Source organism: Geobacillus sp. LEMMY01, assembly GCF_002042905.1.
GTDB classification, from domain to species: Bacteria; Bacillota; Bacilli; order Bacillales; family Anoxybacillaceae; genus Geobacillus; species Geobacillus proteiniphilus.
In genome coordinates, this window is record NZ_MVKA01000034.1 from 1 (window position 1) to 14959 (window position 14959).

General features: G+C 53.3%; 25 protein-coding genes and 1 pseudogene. 20 read left to right on the forward strand and 6 right to left on the reverse strand.

The annotated features are described in order from the left end of the window. Nucleotides 1-159, reverse strand: a pseudogene (locus tag B1A75_RS19485) (IS5/IS1182 family transposase); the annotation flags it as partial. Nucleotides 160-492: 333 nt separating this feature from the next. Between B1A75_RS19485 and B1A75_RS19985 the strand changes: the two are divergent. From B1A75_RS19985 to B1A75_RS15190, 8 genes are all read left to right on the forward strand, one after another. Next, nucleotides 493-642: a hypothetical protein gene (locus B1A75_RS19985; protein WP_167367371.1), complete on the forward strand. Its 150-nt coding sequence runs from the start codon at nt 493-495 to the stop codon at nt 640-642. A gap of 115 nt (nt 643-757) precedes the next feature. Continuing rightward, a complete protein-coding gene (locus tag B1A75_RS15160) occupies nt 758-1279 on the forward strand; it encodes a TlpA family protein disulfide reductase (protein ID WP_074043222.1) in 522 nt (173 codons plus the stop codon). Nucleotides 1280-1400: 121 nt separating this feature from the next. Beyond that, a complete protein-coding gene (locus tag B1A75_RS15165) occupies nt 1401-1532 on the forward strand; it encodes an FbpB family small basic protein (RefSeq protein ID WP_011231055.1) in 132 nt (43 codons plus the stop codon). 55 nt (nt 1533-1587) lie between these two features. Further along, nucleotides 1588-1731, forward strand: coding sequence for an acid-soluble spore protein N (locus B1A75_RS15170; protein WP_011231056.1), 144 nt, complete (start codon nt 1588-1590; stop codon nt 1729-1731). A 30-nt stretch (nt 1732-1761) separates the two neighbouring features. Then, entirely contained in the window at nt 1762-1989 is a 228-nt protein-coding gene (gene tlp / locus B1A75_RS15175; RefSeq protein WP_013145449.1) for a small acid-soluble spore protein Tlp, read from the forward strand. Nucleotides 1990-2105: 116 nt separating this feature from the next. Beyond that, a complete protein-coding gene (locus tag B1A75_RS15180) occupies nt 2106-2522 on the forward strand; it encodes an acyl-CoA thioesterase (RefSeq protein ID WP_013145448.1) in 417 nt (138 codons plus the stop codon). Between the two features lie 14 nt (nt 2523-2536). After that, nucleotides 2537-2851 carry a hypothetical protein gene (locus B1A75_RS15185; RefSeq protein WP_033025274.1) on the forward strand — a complete coding sequence of 105 codons (315 nt, stop codon included), beginning with the start codon at nt 2537-2539 and terminating at the stop codon, nt 2849-2851. Then, nucleotides 2851-3270: a hotdog fold thioesterase gene (locus B1A75_RS15190; protein WP_033025322.1), complete on the forward strand. Its 420-nt coding sequence runs from the start codon at nt 2851-2853 to the stop codon at nt 3268-3270. The genes B1A75_RS15185 and B1A75_RS15190 overlap by 1 nt, the downstream gene beginning before the upstream one ends. Before the next feature lie 22 nt (nt 3271-3292). Here the strand turns inward: B1A75_RS15190 and B1A75_RS15195 are convergent, their stop codons facing one another. Continuing rightward, nucleotides 3293-3583 carry a HesB/YadR/YfhF family protein gene (locus B1A75_RS15195; protein ID WP_033025275.1) on the reverse strand — a complete coding sequence of 97 codons (291 nt, stop codon included), beginning with the start codon at nt 3581-3583 and terminating at the stop codon, nt 3293-3295. Between the two features lie 183 nt (nt 3584-3766). Between B1A75_RS15195 and B1A75_RS19990 the strand changes: the two genes are divergently transcribed. Together B1A75_RS19990 and B1A75_RS15200 are read left to right on the forward strand one after the other, a co-directional pair. Continuing rightward, the gene (locus B1A75_RS19990; RefSeq protein WP_013145445.1) at nt 3767-3913 is read left to right on the forward strand and encodes a hypothetical protein; all 147 of its coding nucleotides are present in this window, start codon (nt 3767-3769) and stop codon (nt 3911-3913) included. Between the two features lie 310 nt (nt 3914-4223). Then, on the forward strand, nt 4224-5162 hold the full coding sequence (locus B1A75_RS15200; protein WP_033025277.1) for a magnesium transporter CorA family protein: 939 nt from the start codon (nt 4224-4226) through the stop codon (nt 5160-5162). Nucleotides 5163-5206: 44 nt separating this feature from the next. Here the strand turns inward: B1A75_RS15200 and B1A75_RS15205 are convergent, their stop codons facing one another. Further along, nucleotides 5207-5800: a DUF502 domain-containing protein gene (locus B1A75_RS15205; RefSeq protein ID WP_074043223.1), complete on the reverse strand. Its 594-nt coding sequence runs from the start codon at nt 5798-5800 to the stop codon at nt 5207-5209. A gap of 178 nt (nt 5801-5978) precedes the next feature. On the opposite strand from B1A75_RS15205, the gene B1A75_RS15210 reads away from it, so the two are divergent. The 4 genes from B1A75_RS15210 (at nt 5979) to B1A75_RS15225 (ending at nt 9918) form a co-directional block, all read left to right on the forward strand. Further along, complete coding sequence (locus B1A75_RS15210; RefSeq protein WP_079936447.1) at nt 5979-7418, forward strand: NAD(P)/FAD-dependent oxidoreductase; 1440 nt, start codon at nt 5979-5981, stop codon at nt 7416-7418. A 157-nt stretch (nt 7419-7575) separates the two neighbouring features. After that, a complete protein-coding gene (gene bioB / locus B1A75_RS15215) occupies nt 7576-8577 on the forward strand; it encodes a biotin synthase BioB (protein ID WP_079936448.1) in 1002 nt (333 codons plus the stop codon). Between the two features lie 346 nt (nt 8578-8923). Next, the gene (locus B1A75_RS15220) at nt 8924-9142 is read left to right on the forward strand and encodes a YozE family protein (RefSeq protein WP_011231067.1); all 219 of its coding nucleotides are present in this window, start codon (nt 8924-8926) and stop codon (nt 9140-9142) included. Nucleotides 9143-9273: 131 nt separating this feature from the next. Further along, on the forward strand, nt 9274-9918 hold the full coding sequence (locus B1A75_RS15225; RefSeq protein WP_011231068.1) for a hypothetical protein: 645 nt from the start codon (nt 9274-9276) through the stop codon (nt 9916-9918). Here the strand turns inward: B1A75_RS15225 and B1A75_RS20570 are convergent. Then, a complete protein-coding gene (locus tag B1A75_RS20570) occupies nt 9900-10022 on the reverse strand; it encodes a hypothetical protein (protein WP_013145441.1) in 123 nt (40 codons plus the stop codon). The two genes, B1A75_RS15225 and B1A75_RS20570, sit on opposite strands and share 19 nt — an antisense overlap. 130 nt (nt 10023-10152) lie before the next feature. Here B1A75_RS20570 and B1A75_RS15230 point away from each other — a divergent pair, with 130 nt between their 5' ends. Continuing rightward, nucleotides 10153-10332, forward strand: coding sequence for a YozD family protein (locus B1A75_RS15230; RefSeq protein ID WP_011231069.1), 180 nt, complete (start codon nt 10153-10155; stop codon nt 10330-10332). An 11-nt stretch (nt 10333-10343) separates the two neighbouring features. Here B1A75_RS15230 and B1A75_RS15235 read toward each other — a convergent pair whose 3' ends face one another. Continuing rightward, nucleotides 10344-11465, reverse strand: coding sequence for a DUF2515 domain-containing protein (locus B1A75_RS15235; RefSeq protein WP_011231070.1), 1122 nt, complete (start codon nt 11463-11465; stop codon nt 10344-10346). Between the two features lie 222 nt (nt 11466-11687). Between B1A75_RS15235 and B1A75_RS15240 the strand changes: the two genes are divergently transcribed. Both B1A75_RS15240 and B1A75_RS19995 read left to right on the forward strand, forming a co-directional pair. Continuing rightward, complete coding sequence (locus B1A75_RS15240) at nt 11688-12005, forward strand: hypothetical protein (protein WP_033009206.1); 318 nt, start codon at nt 11688-11690, stop codon at nt 12003-12005. Nucleotides 12006-12121: 116 nt separating this feature from the next. Further along, entirely contained in the window at nt 12122-12283 is a 162-nt protein-coding gene (locus B1A75_RS19995; protein WP_176202427.1) for a hypothetical protein, read from the forward strand. Between the two features lie 45 nt (nt 12284-12328). Here the strand turns inward: B1A75_RS19995 and B1A75_RS20000 are convergent, their stop codons facing one another. Beyond that, nucleotides 12329-12487, reverse strand: coding sequence for a hypothetical protein (locus B1A75_RS20000; protein WP_017437412.1), 159 nt, complete (start codon nt 12485-12487; stop codon nt 12329-12331). A gap of 131 nt (nt 12488-12618) precedes the next feature. On the opposite strand from B1A75_RS20000, the gene B1A75_RS15245 reads away from it, so the two are divergent. The 3 genes from B1A75_RS15245 (at nt 12619) to B1A75_RS15255 (ending at nt 14883) form a co-directional block, all read left to right on the forward strand. Further along, nucleotides 12619-13023 (forward strand): hypothetical protein, encoded by a 405-nt coding sequence (locus B1A75_RS15245; protein ID WP_033009204.1) that lies wholly within the window; start codon nt 12619-12621, stop codon nt 13021-13023. A 285-nt stretch (nt 13024-13308) separates the two neighbouring features. Then, the gene (gene deoD / locus B1A75_RS15250) at nt 13309-14016 is read left to right on the forward strand and encodes a purine-nucleoside phosphorylase (protein WP_063329437.1); all 708 of its coding nucleotides are present in this window, start codon (nt 13309-13311) and stop codon (nt 14014-14016) included. A gap of 51 nt (nt 14017-14067) precedes the next feature. Further along, nucleotides 14068-14883, forward strand: coding sequence for a M15 family metallopeptidase (locus B1A75_RS15255; protein ID WP_033009202.1), 816 nt, complete (start codon nt 14068-14070; stop codon nt 14881-14883). Nucleotides 14884-14959 lie beyond the last annotated feature (76 nt).

Genomic DNA, 14959 nt, shown 5'->3' on the forward strand with positions numbered 1-14959 from the left:
GGGAGCCACCCAATCGTGAATGACGGAAAAGTCAACCGCTTCGTTGATTTGGCGCAGGATATGATGTGGGGGAATCAGGTCCTCCATGTCGATGACTTGAAACAGCCGAGGCTGAGTCGAAGGGTTTTTGGGGGCTTTCATGATCCATTCACGCTCCATTCCAACGATTTTTCTTCCTTTTTCGACATAAGCCCCCTAAATCCCTGCCTTAGAGTGTACTTTTTCACCGGCCTTCTAGAATGCTGGTGATTTGACAGGAAATGCGGTTCAATCATGTCGCTTCTCAAACGGAGGAGCCTTATATATAAATGTTGCTCTTCCCTCCACTCAAGAATCATCGATTTAGGGGAAATGGGCGTTTTTCACCAGCCTCCTAGTGTTTGTTTCGCTTTTCTTCCATTGTTTCGGTCGCCGGTTGAAGCGCTGTATGCATAGTTTTTTGGCCGCCGGCGGATACTATAGGTGAACCGACGGAAGCAGAGGAGGAGACGCATGGGCCGGACAAAACTTGGCAATGCCAATGCCCAACGAAACAACAACGCGAAGAAGAAAAACGGCTTTAACGAATGGAGGAGCGAATTCGCTTCGTACGCAGAAGTCGAAGCGGAGAAAATGAAAAACGATCATAAAAACATCCGATAATGATGAGGGCGTGCCCCTCGTTTTTTCGTTTTAAGCACGATGGTTGGTAAATGGCAAACGTATGTGCTATAATTATGGACAGAGCGGCGGGAGACGCCGGCAGGGAGGGGATAACGTGCGGAAATGGCTAGTCGTTCTTTTGTTCTTGGCTGTAGCCGGTTATGGCCTTTGGAATGCGATGGCGGCTGACAAACCGAATGAAGCAAACGGAGTCGGTCCGGAAGTGGGCCAGACGGCCCCTGACCTGACCTTGCCGGCGCTTGGCGGCCGATCGATCAAGCTGTCCGATTGGCGCGGCAAAGCGGTCGTCCTCAACTTTTGGACGTCATGGTGCCCGCCGTGCAAAAAGGAAATGCCGGAGCTTGCCAAGTTTTACGAGCGGCATGGCCGCGAAGTTGCGCTCCTTGCCGTCCATTTGACGACGCAAGATACGTTGGACAACGCTGAGCGGTTTGCGAAAGCGAACGGGCTCGTGTTTCCAGTCGGCCTCGATGTGCGCGGCGAAGCGCTTCGTCAATATCGAATCCAAACGATTCCAACGACGTATATTATCGATCCAAACGGCGTCATTCGGCGAAAAATTGTCGGCCCGGTGACGGCGAAACGGCTCGAGCAGGAAACAGCGCTTTTTCGTTGAGCAGATGGCTGCAGCGAAAGGCGCTTTCTTCGTGGTTCGTTATTTTTCAAAAAGTTGTCATAATTTTTATCTTTTTTGGGCATGAATAAGATTACAATAAAAGTGAGGGGAGGTTGAAGCGATGAGACGATCCCGCAAAATGACTCTCCAAGAACTGATCAGCGAGAACAAACGGCAATTGTTGAACGATCGGGAAGCGCTCGAAAAAATTGAGAAAAAGCTGGAAGAGCGGATGCTCAAGAAAGCAGAATAACCCATGCATAGCGGTCCTCCGGGCGGACAGACTAGATGGCGAGGAGGCGAAGACAATGAGCAATCCGAAAGGAAGCCGCAAACATTTCGTGCCGAACCATATCGGCACACAGCCTCGAGCCGCAGGAGGAAACAAGGGCAAACAAATGCAAGACCAGTCCGGCCAGCACGCCCAAGTGATCCAAACGAAGGGCGAATAGCCGGAAACTCGCGCAAAGGAGGAAGCATTCATGCCGCGTCCGAAACCGGATGACCGCAGCGACAATGTGGAAAAGCTGCAAGAAATGGTACAAAACACCATTGAGAACATAGAAAAAGCCGAAGAAACGATGCAGTTTGCGTCACCGGAGGAACAGGAGAAGATTCGTGCGAAAAACCGCCGCCGCGAAGAAGCGATCGCTGCAATGCGCGCGGAAATTAAAGACGAAGCAGCTGCACGGGAACACGGCTACCAGTAGACGAAGCAGCCCTCATGCGGGGGCGGCTTCGTTTTTTTGTCTACCGCTTGAGCGAGCCGACGGGCGAATGGTAACATAGAAGAGGAGGCCCGGCAAAAAATGGAGGGAGAACGAACGTGAAAGTGGCAGAAAAACAAATTGAAGTGCGTTATGCGGAAACAGACCAAATGGGCGTCGTCTACCACGCGAACTATTTAGTTTGGATGGAAGTCGGGCGCACGGAATTGATCAAACAGCTTGGCTTTCATTATGCTGACATGGAGAAAGAAGGCATCATTTCGCCTGTTGTCGATTTGCAAGTGTCGTACAAAAAGCCGCTTCGTTATGGGGAAACCGCGACTGTCCGCACGTGGATTGACGCCTATGACGGCATTCGCGTGACATACGGCTACGAGATTCTCGCCCCGGACGGCGAGGTGGCGGTGACCGGAAAGTCGCAGCACGTTTGCGTCAAGCGCGATACGTTTCGGCCGATCGTGATCCGCAAATATTTTCCTGACTGGCATGAAGCATATGAGCGGGCGAAGCGGTAAAGGGGAGCGGTGCGATGGCGTTTGGCATCCGCCGACATGAGCTCGCGGCGTGGAAAGAGAAAGTGAAGCGCGGTGAAATCGCCTTTTTGACCCACTATTGGTACGACGAACGGTTTCCGCATTGCACGACGGTGACGAAAGTCGGCTGCGCCGATGTCGAAAAACTCGCCGCTTGGGGGCGGCAGTACGGGCTGAAGGAAGAGTGGATCGACCGGCGCGGTGAGTTTCCGCATTTCGATTTGCTCGGCGAGACGCAAACGCGCGTTTTGCAGCAGGAAGGACGGCTTTTTGAACTGGAACGATTCACGAAACGGGGGAAGAAGGAATGATGATCGATTTGGCCGTTGTGAAGGAAATGGCGAAACATACGTTGATCGATACGCTCGGCATCGAAATTGTCGAGATTGGCGAAGGCCGCGTCGTCGCGACGATGCCGGTTGACCATCGCACGCACCAGCCGGCTGGGCTGCTGCATGGCGGCGCCTCGGTCGCCTTGGCGGAGACGGTCGCCAGCATCGGCGCGTACGCGCTTGTGGACCCCAACACGGAAAACGTTGTTGGATTGGAAATAAACGCCAATCACGTCCGCGCTGTCCGGAGCGGGACGGTGACGGCGACAGGGACGGTGTTGCACCGCGGCCGGACGACGATGGTGTGGGATGTGCGCATTACGGACGAACAAGGGGAGCTCGTCTGCATCTCCCGTTGCACGATCGCCATCATTCGAAAAAGTGAGCGCCAAGGCTAGCTTTTTCAATCGCCGCAGGACATCAATGGACGAGAAAAACCGGCTCATCGCTTTTTTCGTCCAAATCCACAGTCAAATCGCGTCCATCGAAATACCATTGGTCGCCCTCTTCAATAAAAAAGGTGACGCCATCAACCGTCGTCTGTGCCGCCGGCTTGTCCGCCGGTTCGTCTTTGGCCATGCCAAGCGAAAACCCTTTTTGCACGGCGCTGCACCCGCCGTAGCGGGCAAAAAAGCGGATCGCATCGCCCGGTTTCAGCCCGAGCTCCCGCTTGTACCAATCAAACGCTTTTTTTGTGATAGTGATATTCATGGCTTCCCCTCCTCACTTGTTTATTATAAGCGAATCGAGAAGAGCCGGTAAAACGATTGTGTGAACATTAGCTGACAATTTTAGGATGAAGCGCTTTCCATAAAGTGGCGGCGTCCTTGTTTTCATCGGTTGGAGTAAAACGCTGGCTGGCGGCAAACAGTAAAAGCGAAGGGGGTGAGGGCGGTGGGCAAAAAGCGGACGTTTCCGCTCAGCTACGAATCCGACGGACTGATGGGGAAAAGCAATGAAAAGCATCCGCGCCGCTCGGACAGCCGGCAAACGGGCAAACAGGCGCCTGACTTTTTCAACACGACACCATCGAGTGAATAAAGCAGCCGAGACGGGCGACGTTTGAACATTGCACCGTTTTACTGAATAAAGTAGCCAGTAGGCTGCTTTTTTTATGGCAACTACTATACAAACGGGCCGGTCCGCGCTATCATTACTTGAGGGACATCTTTTTTGAAAGGAGTGGCGTTTTCGTATATGAGTAGTTCAAGCCCGAACGAACCGGAGCCGGAATACAGCGGGGAACGCGGCCTGTTCCTTCTCCCGCCCGCTGCTCATCATACGAAAACGAGCTCCGGACGGAAAGGAAGAGGCGCCGCCTTCCTCGCGTAAAAAGGAGGAAGGATGCCAAATGATGAAAATGTATTTGTCGGATGCCAGCGGCAAAATGCGCGAAATTGATCGGATCGAAAACGGCTGCTGGATCAACCTCGTCGCTCCGACAGAGGAAGAAATTCGCTACATCGCCCACCATTTGGACATTCCGATCGATTCGATCAAAGACGCGTTGGATGACGAGGAGCGGTCGCGCGTCGAAAAGGAAGACAACCATGTGCTCATTATCGTCGACATTCCGATTGTCGCCCATGATGAAGTGGACGGCCCGATTTACGAGACGATTCCGATCGGTATGATTATCACGAACACGTGTTTTATTACGGTTTGTTTGCAGGAGAATCCGATTTTCGAAGAATTCTCTAAAAACAAAATCAAAAACTTTTACACGTTTATGAAAACAAGGTTCGCCTTGCAAATGCTGTACATGATTTCAACGTATTATTTGCGCTACTTGAAGCAAATCAATCGGCGGACGAGCGAAATCGAAAAAGAATTGCACCAATCGATGAAAAACAAGGAGCTGTTTTCGCTTCTCAGCATGGAAAAAAGCTTAGTGTATTTCATGACGTCGCTGAAGGCGAACAACATCGTCATGGAGCGGCTCATGCGTCTCAACTATTTGCGCATGTACGAAGATGACCAAGATTTGCTGCAGGACGTCATTATTGAAAACAAGCAGGCGATTGAAATGGCCGAAGTATACAGCAGCATTTTAAGCGGCATGATGGACGCGTTCGCTTCGGTCATCTCAAACAACTTAAACATTGTGATGAAGTTTTTGACGGCCATTACGATCGTCATTTCGCTGCCGACGATGGTGGCGAGTTTCTACGGCATGAACGTACCGATTCCGTACCAACACTCTCCGTACGCCTTTTTGATCGCGATGGCGCTCGCCGGTTCACTGTCAGCGGCGACGGCGTACATCTTTTGGAAAAAGCGATACTTTTGACGGCCAGGCGTGTTTTGGATGGCCATGCGAACGGCTGCCCGTTGTCACTCGGGCAGCCGTTTTAGCTTTCGGACGGCCACGCCGCCGGAGAGGATGAACTTCATCGCCTCTTCCGGCGAGATGTCGACGACTTCCACTCGCTCTTTCGGGACGAGCAGGGTGAGCCCGGCGACTTGAAACGTCTGCGGGATATAGACGGCGACGTAGTTGGCGAGAGGATCGTGCCAAGCGCCGACATCATCCATCGTCATGAAGCCGAGGCATTTCCAGCCACTCTCCGGTATCGTGACGAGCACGACTTGCGAAAACGATCGTTTTTCCCCGACGAAGGAAGCGATCGTATCTTTGGCGACGGAATAAACAGTTTTCATCAAGGGAATGCTTTCAAGCAACCGGTCGATGAGCCGAATGAGGCGGCCGCTCACGTATTGCGTCGACAGCCAGCCGCAGACGGTAATCAGCGCGACGGTCGCCAATAGGCCTAGGCCGGGAATGTAGCGGCCATCCAAATACGGACGGACGTATTGGCCAAGCAGCCCATCCAAAACGGCGAACACTTTGTAGCACACATAGACGGCGAGTAAAATCGGCACGATCGTCAGCATGCCGTTCAGAAAATGTTTCACGAAAAAGCGCATCCCTTTCCCTCCCCGCTATTCATTCTCTACCACCATACCAATTTTTTTGGCTTTATACAACTCTCTATTATATCGAACGTTTTTCGTTATATTCGGTAAGAAAGTTCGTTTTTTCCTTGACGAACCGCCAAATGTTCCGTATACTTTCGAATGGAACATGAGAAATGAGGGATGGATCATGAACAATCATTACGATGTGATCGTGGTCGGCGCCGGGCCGGCCGGCATTTTCACTTGCTACGAACTGACGCTCAAACTCCCTGGAGCGAACGTGCTCTTGATCGATAAAGGGCACGATATATATAAACGCAATTGTCCGATTTTGCAAAAAAAAATTGAAAAGTGTCCGCCGCAGGCTGGCAAAAAAGACTATGCCGGCTGCGTGCCGGCCTGTTCGATCACGAATGGATTCGGCGGAGCGGGGGCGTATTCGGACGGCAAATTCAACATCACGAGCGAATTCGGCGGCTGGATGACCGACTATTTGCCGGCTTCGACCGTGCTTGAGCTCATCCGCTATGTCGATGAGATCAACTTGAAGCACGGAGCGACGACATCGATCACCGACCCGATGACGGACAAGGTGAAAGAGATCGAACGGCGCGCCTATGCGGCCGGGCTGAAGCTATTGCGCGCGTACGTCCGCCATTTGGGCACAGAGCAAAACTTGGAAATTTTGAAAAGCATTTTTGAATATTTGCGCGCGCGGATTGCGATGCGCTTTACAACGGAAGTGGATGATATCGTGACCGAGCGGACGGAGAGCGGCCATCGAGTGAAAGGCGTTGTGCTGAAAAACGGCGAAACGCTGACGGCGGAAAAAGTCGTCATCGCCCCGGGGCGCGACGGCTCGGTTTGGCTGAGCAAAGTGCTGCGCAAACGCCGCTTGCGGATGATCAACAATCAGGTTGACATCGGAGTGCGCGTGGAAACATCGAACATCGTCATGCAAGAAATTAACGAACATCTGTATGAAGGGAAATTCATTTTCAACACGTCGGTCGGGACGCAAGTGCGGACGTTTTGCAGCAATCCGTCCGGGCATGTTGTCGTCGAAAACCATTCCGGCATTATGCTCGCCAACGGACACGCCTACAAAGACCCGAAACTTGGCAGCAACAACACGAACTTTGCCCTTCTTGTTTCACATAAGTTTTCCGATCCGTTTGACAAGCCGAACGAATACGCCCATGAAATTTCCCGGCTGGCGAACGCCTTGTCCAACGGCGGCATCATCGTGCAAAAATATGGCGACATTTTAAAAGGACGGCGATCGACGGAAAAGCGGATCAAAGAAGGGTTCATCGAACCGACGCTAAAAGAAGCGGTGCCGGGCGATTTAGGCCTCGTTTTGCCGTACAACACGATGAAAAGCTTGATCGAAATGACGGAGGCGCTCAACCACGTCACTCCGGGGCTTGCCTCTGAGCATACGCTCTTTTATGGGGTGGAAGCGAAGTTTTATTCGGCGCGTCCGAAACTGAACGACCGCTTTGAAACCGAAATCGCCGGGCTGTATGTCGGCGGCGACGGCGCCGGCATTACGCGCGGCCTTGCGCAGGCGAGCGCCTGCGGCGTCTGGATCGCCCGCGACATCGTCGAGAAATTGACGCATTAGGTGAGGAACCGAGGGCAGGCCCCTTCAAACGGGGGCCTGTTTTTTTGCTGTCTGCCTGGGGACGGATTAAAAAGTAAACTGAAATGAAAATATAGTTGACAAATATGCGGCTGGTCCGTTACGATAAATGTAATGATATGGAAAGGGGAGAGGAGAGATGGCAAACTGGCTGGTGTTGGCCGAGCAAGTGTTGGGAGGCCACGAGCTGACCGATGAGGAAGCATTGGCGATATTGGATTGTCCGGATGAGGAGTTGCTCCTTTTGCTGCAAGGGGCGTACCGGATTCGCTCCGCCTATTATGGAAACAAAGTGAAGCTGAACATGATCATCAACGCCAAATCCGGCCTCTGTCCGGAAAACTGCGGCTACTGTTCGCAGTCCGCCGTATCGACGGCGCCGGTGAAAACGTATAAAATGGTCGACAAAGAGACGTTGTTGCGCGGCGCGGAAGAAGCACACCGTTTGCGCATTGGGACGTACTGCATCGTCGCCAGCGGCCGCGGGCCGAGCGATAAGGAGATCGACACCGTTGTGTCCGCGGTCAAGGAAATTAAAGAGCGGTTCGGGCTGAAAGTGTGCGCCTGCCTGGGGATTTTAAAGCCGGAGCAGGCGGCCCGGCTGAAAGAGGCGGGGGTGGATCGCTACAATCATAACATCAACACATCGAAGCAGCACCACCCGAACATTACGACGTCCCATACATACGACGACCGGGTGCGGACGGTGGAAACGGTGAAAGAAGCGGGTCTTTCGCCGTGTTCCGGCGTCATTGTCGGCATGAAGGAAACAAAGCGGGATGTCGTTGAGATGGCGCGCAGCCTGCGGGCGCTCGACGCGGATTCCATTCCGGTCAACTTTTTGCATGCGATCGACGGAACGCCGCTGGCTGGCACGAACGAATTAAACCCGCGTTACTGTTTGAAGGTGCTGGCCCTTTTTCGCTATATGAATCCAACCAAAGAAATCCGCATCGCCGGCGGGCGAGAAGTGAATTTGCGCTCACTTCAGCCGCTTGGCCTGTATGCCGCCAACTCGATTTTTGTCGGCGACTATTTGACGACCGCCGGGCAAGAAAAGTCAGCCGATTATCAAATGCTTGAGGATCTTGGGTTTGAAATCGAATTTGCCCCGGCTCCGCAAGCCGGAGTCGTATCATGAACGATGCCGCCGGAAGATGGCGGCTTTTTGTATGTGCGCTCACCGAGGACAAGACCTAGCGAAGCGGGAGGCATGGGAGGCGCCATGCGGTTTCAGATGGGACGCCACGATGGCGCATCGCAAGCCTTGGCGAGAAGCGGAGCGCATGATAAGACGGTGGACTTGGCCTGCCTATGCTCTGACGAGAAAAGCGGATTGAACCCCTATTGCGCCGTTTGACGCGCTTTTTTGGCATGAAAAGCCAACCCGACGCGTACGATGGGAATACAAGCTGCGAAAAAAGGCTTCACAAACAGTCAAAAGCTCATTATAATAGCAACAAAAGGAAAGGAAGAGGATGGGGGACATGGCAAAGTCATTCTACCGTTACTTGCTGCGCTTCCGCCATGGACACCAGGAAGATCCGGTCGTCCGGTTTGCGAACGGAGCGTATGAAGACCACAGCTTTCCAAAAGGGTCGACGGACTATGAAGAACTGAGCGGCTATTTGGAGCTTAACGGTGACTATTTGGAAAGTATGGTTGTGTTTGATGAGCTATGGGAGCAATTTTTGCATGAAGCGTAACTAAGGGAGCGTTCCCATTTCATAAATTGGGAGCGCTTTCAAATAGCTTTTTTCCGCGCGGTTGCAGGTGTCCACCCTTCTCTGCATGCATATACTATACTAACTATTTGTTCCAAAGGGTGGAGATGCCAATGAGCGCGCCGAAACGCCCGAAATTTTCCGTCGGCGACATCGTCGTCAATACATTGTACGGAACGGTCGGAACGATCACCGATATTCAGCAGATTGACGGTGTGTTTTTATACGAAATCAACCATGGCCATAGCTTGTTTGCCGAGCAAGCGCTCATTTTATTGTCTGAGTTTGTGGGTGATTTATGGATCGCGGAAGAGATTGAAATTGAGTTGCCGTTTTTCCTCGGCGAAATTGTCCGCGTCCGCGATTATGGCGGCCATTTGTTCAAAATTGTCGGGGTGCGGACAGAAATTTACCGCTACTACGGGGAAGGATGGGAAGAGACGATTTACGAATTGAAACGGCTGACGGATGGCTGGGAGATTGAAGTCCATTTGGAAGACATCATTCCGCTTGCCGACGGAGAGGAGACGTCCGTCACGCTCGTGCAAGATATTGTCATCGCCGCGCCGGTGAAAGCGTCGCTTCTATTGCCGCCGGCCGACAGCGGAGAGAAAGGGCCGTCGGTCGACGAGCTCCTTGACATGTACAACGATTATAAAGCGTTATATGAATGGTTCGGCGATGAACAGTACCAACGGATGATGGAAACAGTTGTAAAACGTTTGCGGACAATCGCCAATCACCAGGATAGAAATTGATAAAGAATAAAAAGAAAATAAGGAATGCCGGCGAAAATGACGATCGCGCCCAATCCATTGACAACTGTTTCCATCATTTTATCGATCGCAGTGAATTTGTCCATTTTGTCCGCCTCCGTGTTTTTTGTTTTGTTGGTACATATGTATGGGGGAGACTGAAAAAATAGTACAACATGATTTTTGACATAAAACGGAAGGCGGCGACATACAACATTACAAAGGGGGCGAGATGCGGTGAAGGAAATTGAAGTGATTATCGATACGGAAGAAATCGCTGAGTTTTTTTACCAAGAACTCATCCGCCGCGGCTTTGTGCCAACGCAAGAGGAGCTTGAGGAGCTCGCGGATATTACGTTTGACTATTTGCTTGAAAAATGCATCATCGATGAAGAGATTGACATCGATGGGGAGTAGTCCTCGTCGTTTTATGATGAAGTTGATTTGGCCGCCGCGATGGCGGCTGTTTTCATCATGACCAAATGCCGCTCGTAGCGGCTGGTCATGTCGCCCGAGGCCGGAAGCGGGAGCGTTTCAAGCGCCTGCATGATCGCCTCATCGGTGAACCAATCGCGATGATCGTGGAACGGGTGCGCAAGATCCGGCCAAGCTTCCTCAAGGCGGGGGCTGTAAAAGCGGTGCCCATCAGGCGTTTCAGCGAACGATTGCGGCCAGAAGTCGGCGCGTGAGCCGCTGTGGGGGACGCAGCGGGCAAAGCGGCAGGCGCCGCGAAACAGCCGGGCGTCAAACAGCAGCAGACTGTACAGCGTTTTGCCGATATGGATGCGGTGGTGGACGTCGGCGAAATCGCGCACGGTCGTTCCGGCAAGCGCTACGCGGCGGCCTTTGGCATATGGGATGAGCACATCGTTGAACCCGAGCCATTGCTCGACAATAAACGGCCAGCTTGACAGCACGCGGGTGCGGAAAAACGGATGTTCGATGACGCGAAGCTGGATGTACTGCTGCTCGTTGATGATCAGAGCAACCGTAAGAAGCGCGGCATTCCCCGTTTCCCAAAAATGTTCCCACATCGGCTTCATAAACGAAGACACCGCTAGCGCCGGCAACAAATGAAACAGCGGCGTCTCCCTCCGTTTGCTTTCTTCGTACAGCAGAAGCTGCGGATAGGCATCATGAAAAATGAGGGCATTGGCGCGCTCTAAAAACAAAAAAAGCGGCGCAATGATTTGTTCCGGCAGCAAAAACGGAAGAAGGCCGCCGCGCAAATCAGTCATGTTCCAACCGCCGTTGCGCGAGACGAGATGGGCTAAAAACGCCCAATGAATTTCCCGATGGCGCTCAAAAAACGCTAAGTAGGCGGCGGTGCGCGTCACGTTGTTGCGGTTATGTTCCGCTGTTTTCCGGCGAATGGCGGCAACAATGCCCTTTTCTTCCGCGCTGAGCGGTCCGTCAGTCGGGACAGTTGTGCGGGCGGCCATCCGGCGAAGCAGGCCGTCATCGGCGAGGCGGACCGGATGGCGGTACAAAAAGGAGCGGTAGGCATACTGAAGCGGATGGCGCAGCCAAGCGAACGGGCGAGTCGGCATCAGGCTGTCTCTCCTTTGCATCATTTGTGGACTTTTGCCAGAAGACCGCGATCGTTTCGACAAAAGGAGTGCTCGTTTGCTGAAGGAATCGACACGCCAAATCACCAAATAAGTATAATACACGTTTGTCTCGGCTCCGAAGACGATTCGCGATCGAATTCGACATCAACCATAGTATGGGGCGCGGAGGGCCGATTTATTGGGAGAAGGGAGAGGAAAACAATGGTTCGTTTATGGGGGAAACGGATGTGGATGACAAAACGTGCATATGAGGCGGTCGTTTTTCAAACACCGCGCTTTGGGGAAACGAAAGGATACCGTCAAGTATGCCGGTTGACCGTGACGGCCGCCGATCATCATGAGGCGCTGTCGATTTTGTACCGAATGTTTAACGTGGCTGATTTGATGCCGAAAAACTGCCAAGCCCGGTTTATGGGGACCGGCGATATTGTCTTGATCGACGAAGGGCGGAAAGGACAGACGTACTACCGCCTCTGCCCGGATGGCTGGAAACGGGTGAAACGCCAGCTTGTCTGTTGACGGAATATTCAAAAATACAGTCGCCTTCAACCGATTGGGGATGGTATAATAGCAATAACATCGAATAAAGCCCGGCCGTTTAGGGAACGGATAAGAAAGGAAAGGGGGCGGATCAGATGGAAGAGCAAAGACAACAGCGCGACACGCCGACGGTAGCGCCGGGAATTGACGATGATGAAGTGTTGAACGAAAAGGCGACGGAAGAGGAAATTGAGCGCGGAGACTATACGAAAGTCGTCACACTGGCGTGGGACGAAGTCGAGCCGTCGGAGCCCTGATCGAAATAGAAACCCTTGTGCGGCACAAGGGTTTCTCCGGGTTTGTTACGATTCGGGATTGTCGTGATGGCCCGGGCCGTTTTTCCGGCCGCCGGCGGCCGAGTATTCCTTGGCGTGCGCTGCGTCTTCGGCGATCAACGCCTCTTTTGGAATATGGTTGTTCTTTTTCTGCCCGTTGATGCGGTTGCGATGCTTTTTGCCCATCGTTTTCCCTCCTTGAACTGTCGTTGTCGTTAGTGTATGCGGCAAAAGGGCGGTTCATCGACGGAAAATGTTTGCAGGCGGCGCCGGGCGGGCGGAGCGGAGACTGAAGGGAACTGGGAGGGGGACGGAATATGGCCGCATTGGCGCTGGCGCTGTTGCTGTGCGTCGTCTCGATCGCCGCGTCGCTTTGGCTCAAAGAGCAGGTGGAGCGCGTTTTGTTTCGCTGGAGAAACGTTCCTGTTCTCCATGCGGCCAATATCGTCATCATTGCGGCCATCGTTGCGGTTGCCTATTATCGGCTGAGCGGCATCGGCGTCTACTTGCGTGATTTGGCCGACATCGATGGATTTTGGTATGTATTTGCCGGAACAACGCAGCTTGTGCTGCCGCTTTATTTGTTCGCCTGCTGGCTGCTCGCCAGGCGGCGCGGGCGCGAGAAAAAATATACGCGCAGCAAAGACAAAAAGGTGCTGTATATCAACGAAAGGTATCTTGCGCGCCGCTATCGCGACGATTATCGTTCGAAAACGTCTTAAAAAGGGAGAGCAGCTCTCCCTTAAAATTTTGTTTTTTCTTTTTTGGACGTTGACGGCTGGTTGTTCGCTTTTGAGGATGGATTCGTTTTGTTGGCGTACTCCACCGCCTGCTCAAGTTTCTTTTTCACCGTCTTTCCTCCTTTCCCGCCGTGTGGGCACGAATAGTATGCCCGCCTTTCGCTCAAGCTACTCGAGGCAAGACTGCCATTTTCCGCAAACATATGATATGATAAACAAGGGCATGGCCGAACCATAACCGTTCGAAGTCATAAGGAGGAATCGAGTTTGAGCGTACATATCGGAGCCAAACAAGGGGACATCGCCGAACGCATTTTGCTGCCGGGCGACCCGCTGCGCGCCAAATACATTGCCGAGACGTTTTTGGAAGGGGCGGTGTGCTACAATGAAGTGCGCGGCATGTTCGGATTTACGGGGACATACAAAGGGCATCGCGTCTCCGTCCAAGGGACGGGGATGGGAGTGCCGTCCATTTCGATTTATGTCAACGAATTGATCCAAAGCTATGGAGCAAAGACGCTCATCCGCGTCGGAACATGCGGCGCCATTCAACCGGATGTGCGCGTGCGTGACGTCATTTTGGCGATCGGCGCATCCACCGATTCCAACATGAACCGTCTCATTTTCCGCGGCCGCGATTATGCGCCGACGGCGGATTTCCACTTGCTGCGGACGGCATACGACGTTGGAATGGAAAAAGGATTGGCGCTCAAAGTCGGCAACGTCTTTACCGCCGACATGTTTTACAACGACGAACCAAACTGGGAAACGTGGGCGCGCTACGGCGTATTGGCCGTCGAGATGGAAACGGCGGCGCTCTATACGTTGGCGGCCAAATTCGGCTGCCGGGCGCTGTCGGTGCTGACGGTCAGCGACCATATTTTAACCGGCGAGGAGACGACAGCCGAAGAACGGCAAACGACGTTTAACGAAATGATCGAGGTGGCGCTCGAAGCGGCGGTTCGCAGCAGCTGATGATGCGGCGGCTGTTCGGTGCGCCCCGGGAAACAGAAAAGGGGAAGATGAATGAATCAGCGTTGGCAAACGGCGGCGCTTATGTGCCTGTTGCTCGTTGGCTGCCAAACGGGAGGAAGCGGTGACGGCGGCGCGGCCGGCTCGCCCGGGCAGCCGGCGGAACATACGGCGCCGCCCAGCGTTCATGAACGAGAGGAACTCAACCGGCCGGTTGACCCGGATTTGCAGCTTGAAGCGAAATATTGGAACGTCATCGAGGTGCGAAACGGCCAAAAGGTCATTATGAATCCGGACAACATTTTGGTGCTCGTCAATAAAGAGCAGTCGCTTCCGTCCGGTTACAAGCCGGCCGATTTGGTTGTGCCGCGCGTGCCGTTTTCGTTTGCCGACCCGAATGCAGAAAAGCGGCGTATGCGGGCCGAGGCGGCCGCCGCGCTCGAAGAAATGTTTGCCGCCGCCCGCCGCGATGGCATCGAGCTTGTCGCGGTGTCCGCTTACCGGTCGTATGAGCGGCAGAAGGCGATTTTTGCGGAGGAGGTGCGGCAAAAAGGGGAGAAAAAAGCCGTCCAGGCCGTCGCCCACCCGGGACAAAGCGAACACCAGACGGGGCTTGCAGTCGACATTAGCAGCCGGTCGATCGGCTGCCAGCTGACCGAGGCGTTCGGTGCGACAAAAGAAGGACAGTGGGTCGCCGCCCACGCGCACGAATACGGGTTTATCATCCGCTATCCGAAAGGGAAGGAAGCGGTGACCGGCTACAAGTATGAGCCGTGGCATCTTCGCTATGTCGGGCGGAAGGCCGCCGCCGTGATGAAAGAGCGCGGCATGACAATGGAAGAATATTTTCAAGCGGTAAAAAAAGTGTAAAGACGGGGCTGGCCCAAAAGAGCGGCAATGCTTCTATCTAGGGCAGCATGGAAAAACAGACCACCACGAAAAACCC

Excerpts from the sequence above, each read along its gene's own strand:
- tlp (WP_013145449.1), top strand. The coding sequence starts at position 1,762 with ATGCCGCGTCCGAAACCGGATGACCGCAGCGACAATGTGGAAAAGCTG.
- B1A75_RS15190 (WP_033025322.1), top strand. The coding sequence starts at position 2,851 with ATGATCGATTTGGCCGTTGTGAAGGAAATGGCGAAACATACGTTGATC.
- B1A75_RS15195 (WP_033025275.1), bottom strand. The coding sequence starts at position 3,583 with ATGAATATCACTATCACAAAAAAAGCGTTTGATTGGTACAAGCGGGAG.
- B1A75_RS19985 (WP_167367371.1), top strand. The coding sequence starts at position 493 with ATGGGCCGGACAAAACTTGGCAATGCCAATGCCCAACGAAACAACAAC.
- B1A75_RS15200 (WP_033025277.1), top strand. The coding sequence starts at position 4,224 with ATGATGAAAATGTATTTGTCGGATGCCAGCGGCAAAATGCGCGAAATT.
- B1A75_RS20570 (WP_013145441.1), bottom strand. The coding sequence starts at position 10,022 with ATGGACAAATTCACTGCGATCGATAAAATGATGGAAACAGTTGTCAAT.
- B1A75_RS15165 (WP_011231055.1), top strand. The coding sequence starts at position 1,401 with ATGAGACGATCCCGCAAAATGACTCTCCAAGAACTGATCAGCGAGAAC.
- B1A75_RS15245 (WP_033009204.1), top strand. The coding sequence starts at position 12,619 with ATGGCCGCATTGGCGCTGGCGCTGTTGCTGTGCGTCGTCTCGATCGCC.
- B1A75_RS15205 (WP_074043223.1), bottom strand. The coding sequence starts at position 5,800 with ATGCGCTTTTTCGTGAAACATTTTCTGAACGGCATGCTGACGATCGTG.
- B1A75_RS15170 (WP_011231056.1), top strand. The coding sequence starts at position 1,588 with ATGAGCAATCCGAAAGGAAGCCGCAAACATTTCGTGCCGAACCATATC.
- B1A75_RS15220 (WP_011231067.1), top strand. The coding sequence starts at position 8,924 with ATGGCAAAGTCATTCTACCGTTACTTGCTGCGCTTCCGCCATGGACAC.
- bioB (WP_079936448.1), top strand. The coding sequence starts at position 7,576 with ATGGCAAACTGGCTGGTGTTGGCCGAGCAAGTGTTGGGAGGCCACGAG.
- B1A75_RS15185 (WP_033025274.1), top strand. The coding sequence starts at position 2,537 with ATGGCGTTTGGCATCCGCCGACATGAGCTCGCGGCGTGGAAAGAGAAA.
- B1A75_RS19995 (WP_176202427.1), top strand. The coding sequence starts at position 12,122 with ATGGAAGAGCAAAGACAACAGCGCGACACGCCGACGGTAGCGCCGGGA.
- B1A75_RS15210 (WP_079936447.1), top strand. The coding sequence starts at position 5,979 with ATGAACAATCATTACGATGTGATCGTGGTCGGCGCCGGGCCGGCCGGC.
- B1A75_RS15255 (WP_033009202.1), top strand. The coding sequence starts at position 14,068 with ATGAATCAGCGTTGGCAAACGGCGGCGCTTATGTGCCTGTTGCTCGTT.
- B1A75_RS15225 (WP_011231068.1), top strand. The coding sequence starts at position 9,274 with ATGAGCGCGCCGAAACGCCCGAAATTTTCCGTCGGCGACATCGTCGTC.
- B1A75_RS15240 (WP_033009206.1), top strand. The coding sequence starts at position 11,688 with ATGGTTCGTTTATGGGGGAAACGGATGTGGATGACAAAACGTGCATAT.
- B1A75_RS15235 (WP_011231070.1), bottom strand. The coding sequence starts at position 11,465 with ATGCCGACTCGCCCGTTCGCTTGGCTGCGCCATCCGCTTCAGTATGCC.
- B1A75_RS20000 (WP_017437412.1), bottom strand. The coding sequence starts at position 12,487 with ATGGGCAAAAAGCATCGCAACCGCATCAACGGGCAGAAAAAGAACAAC.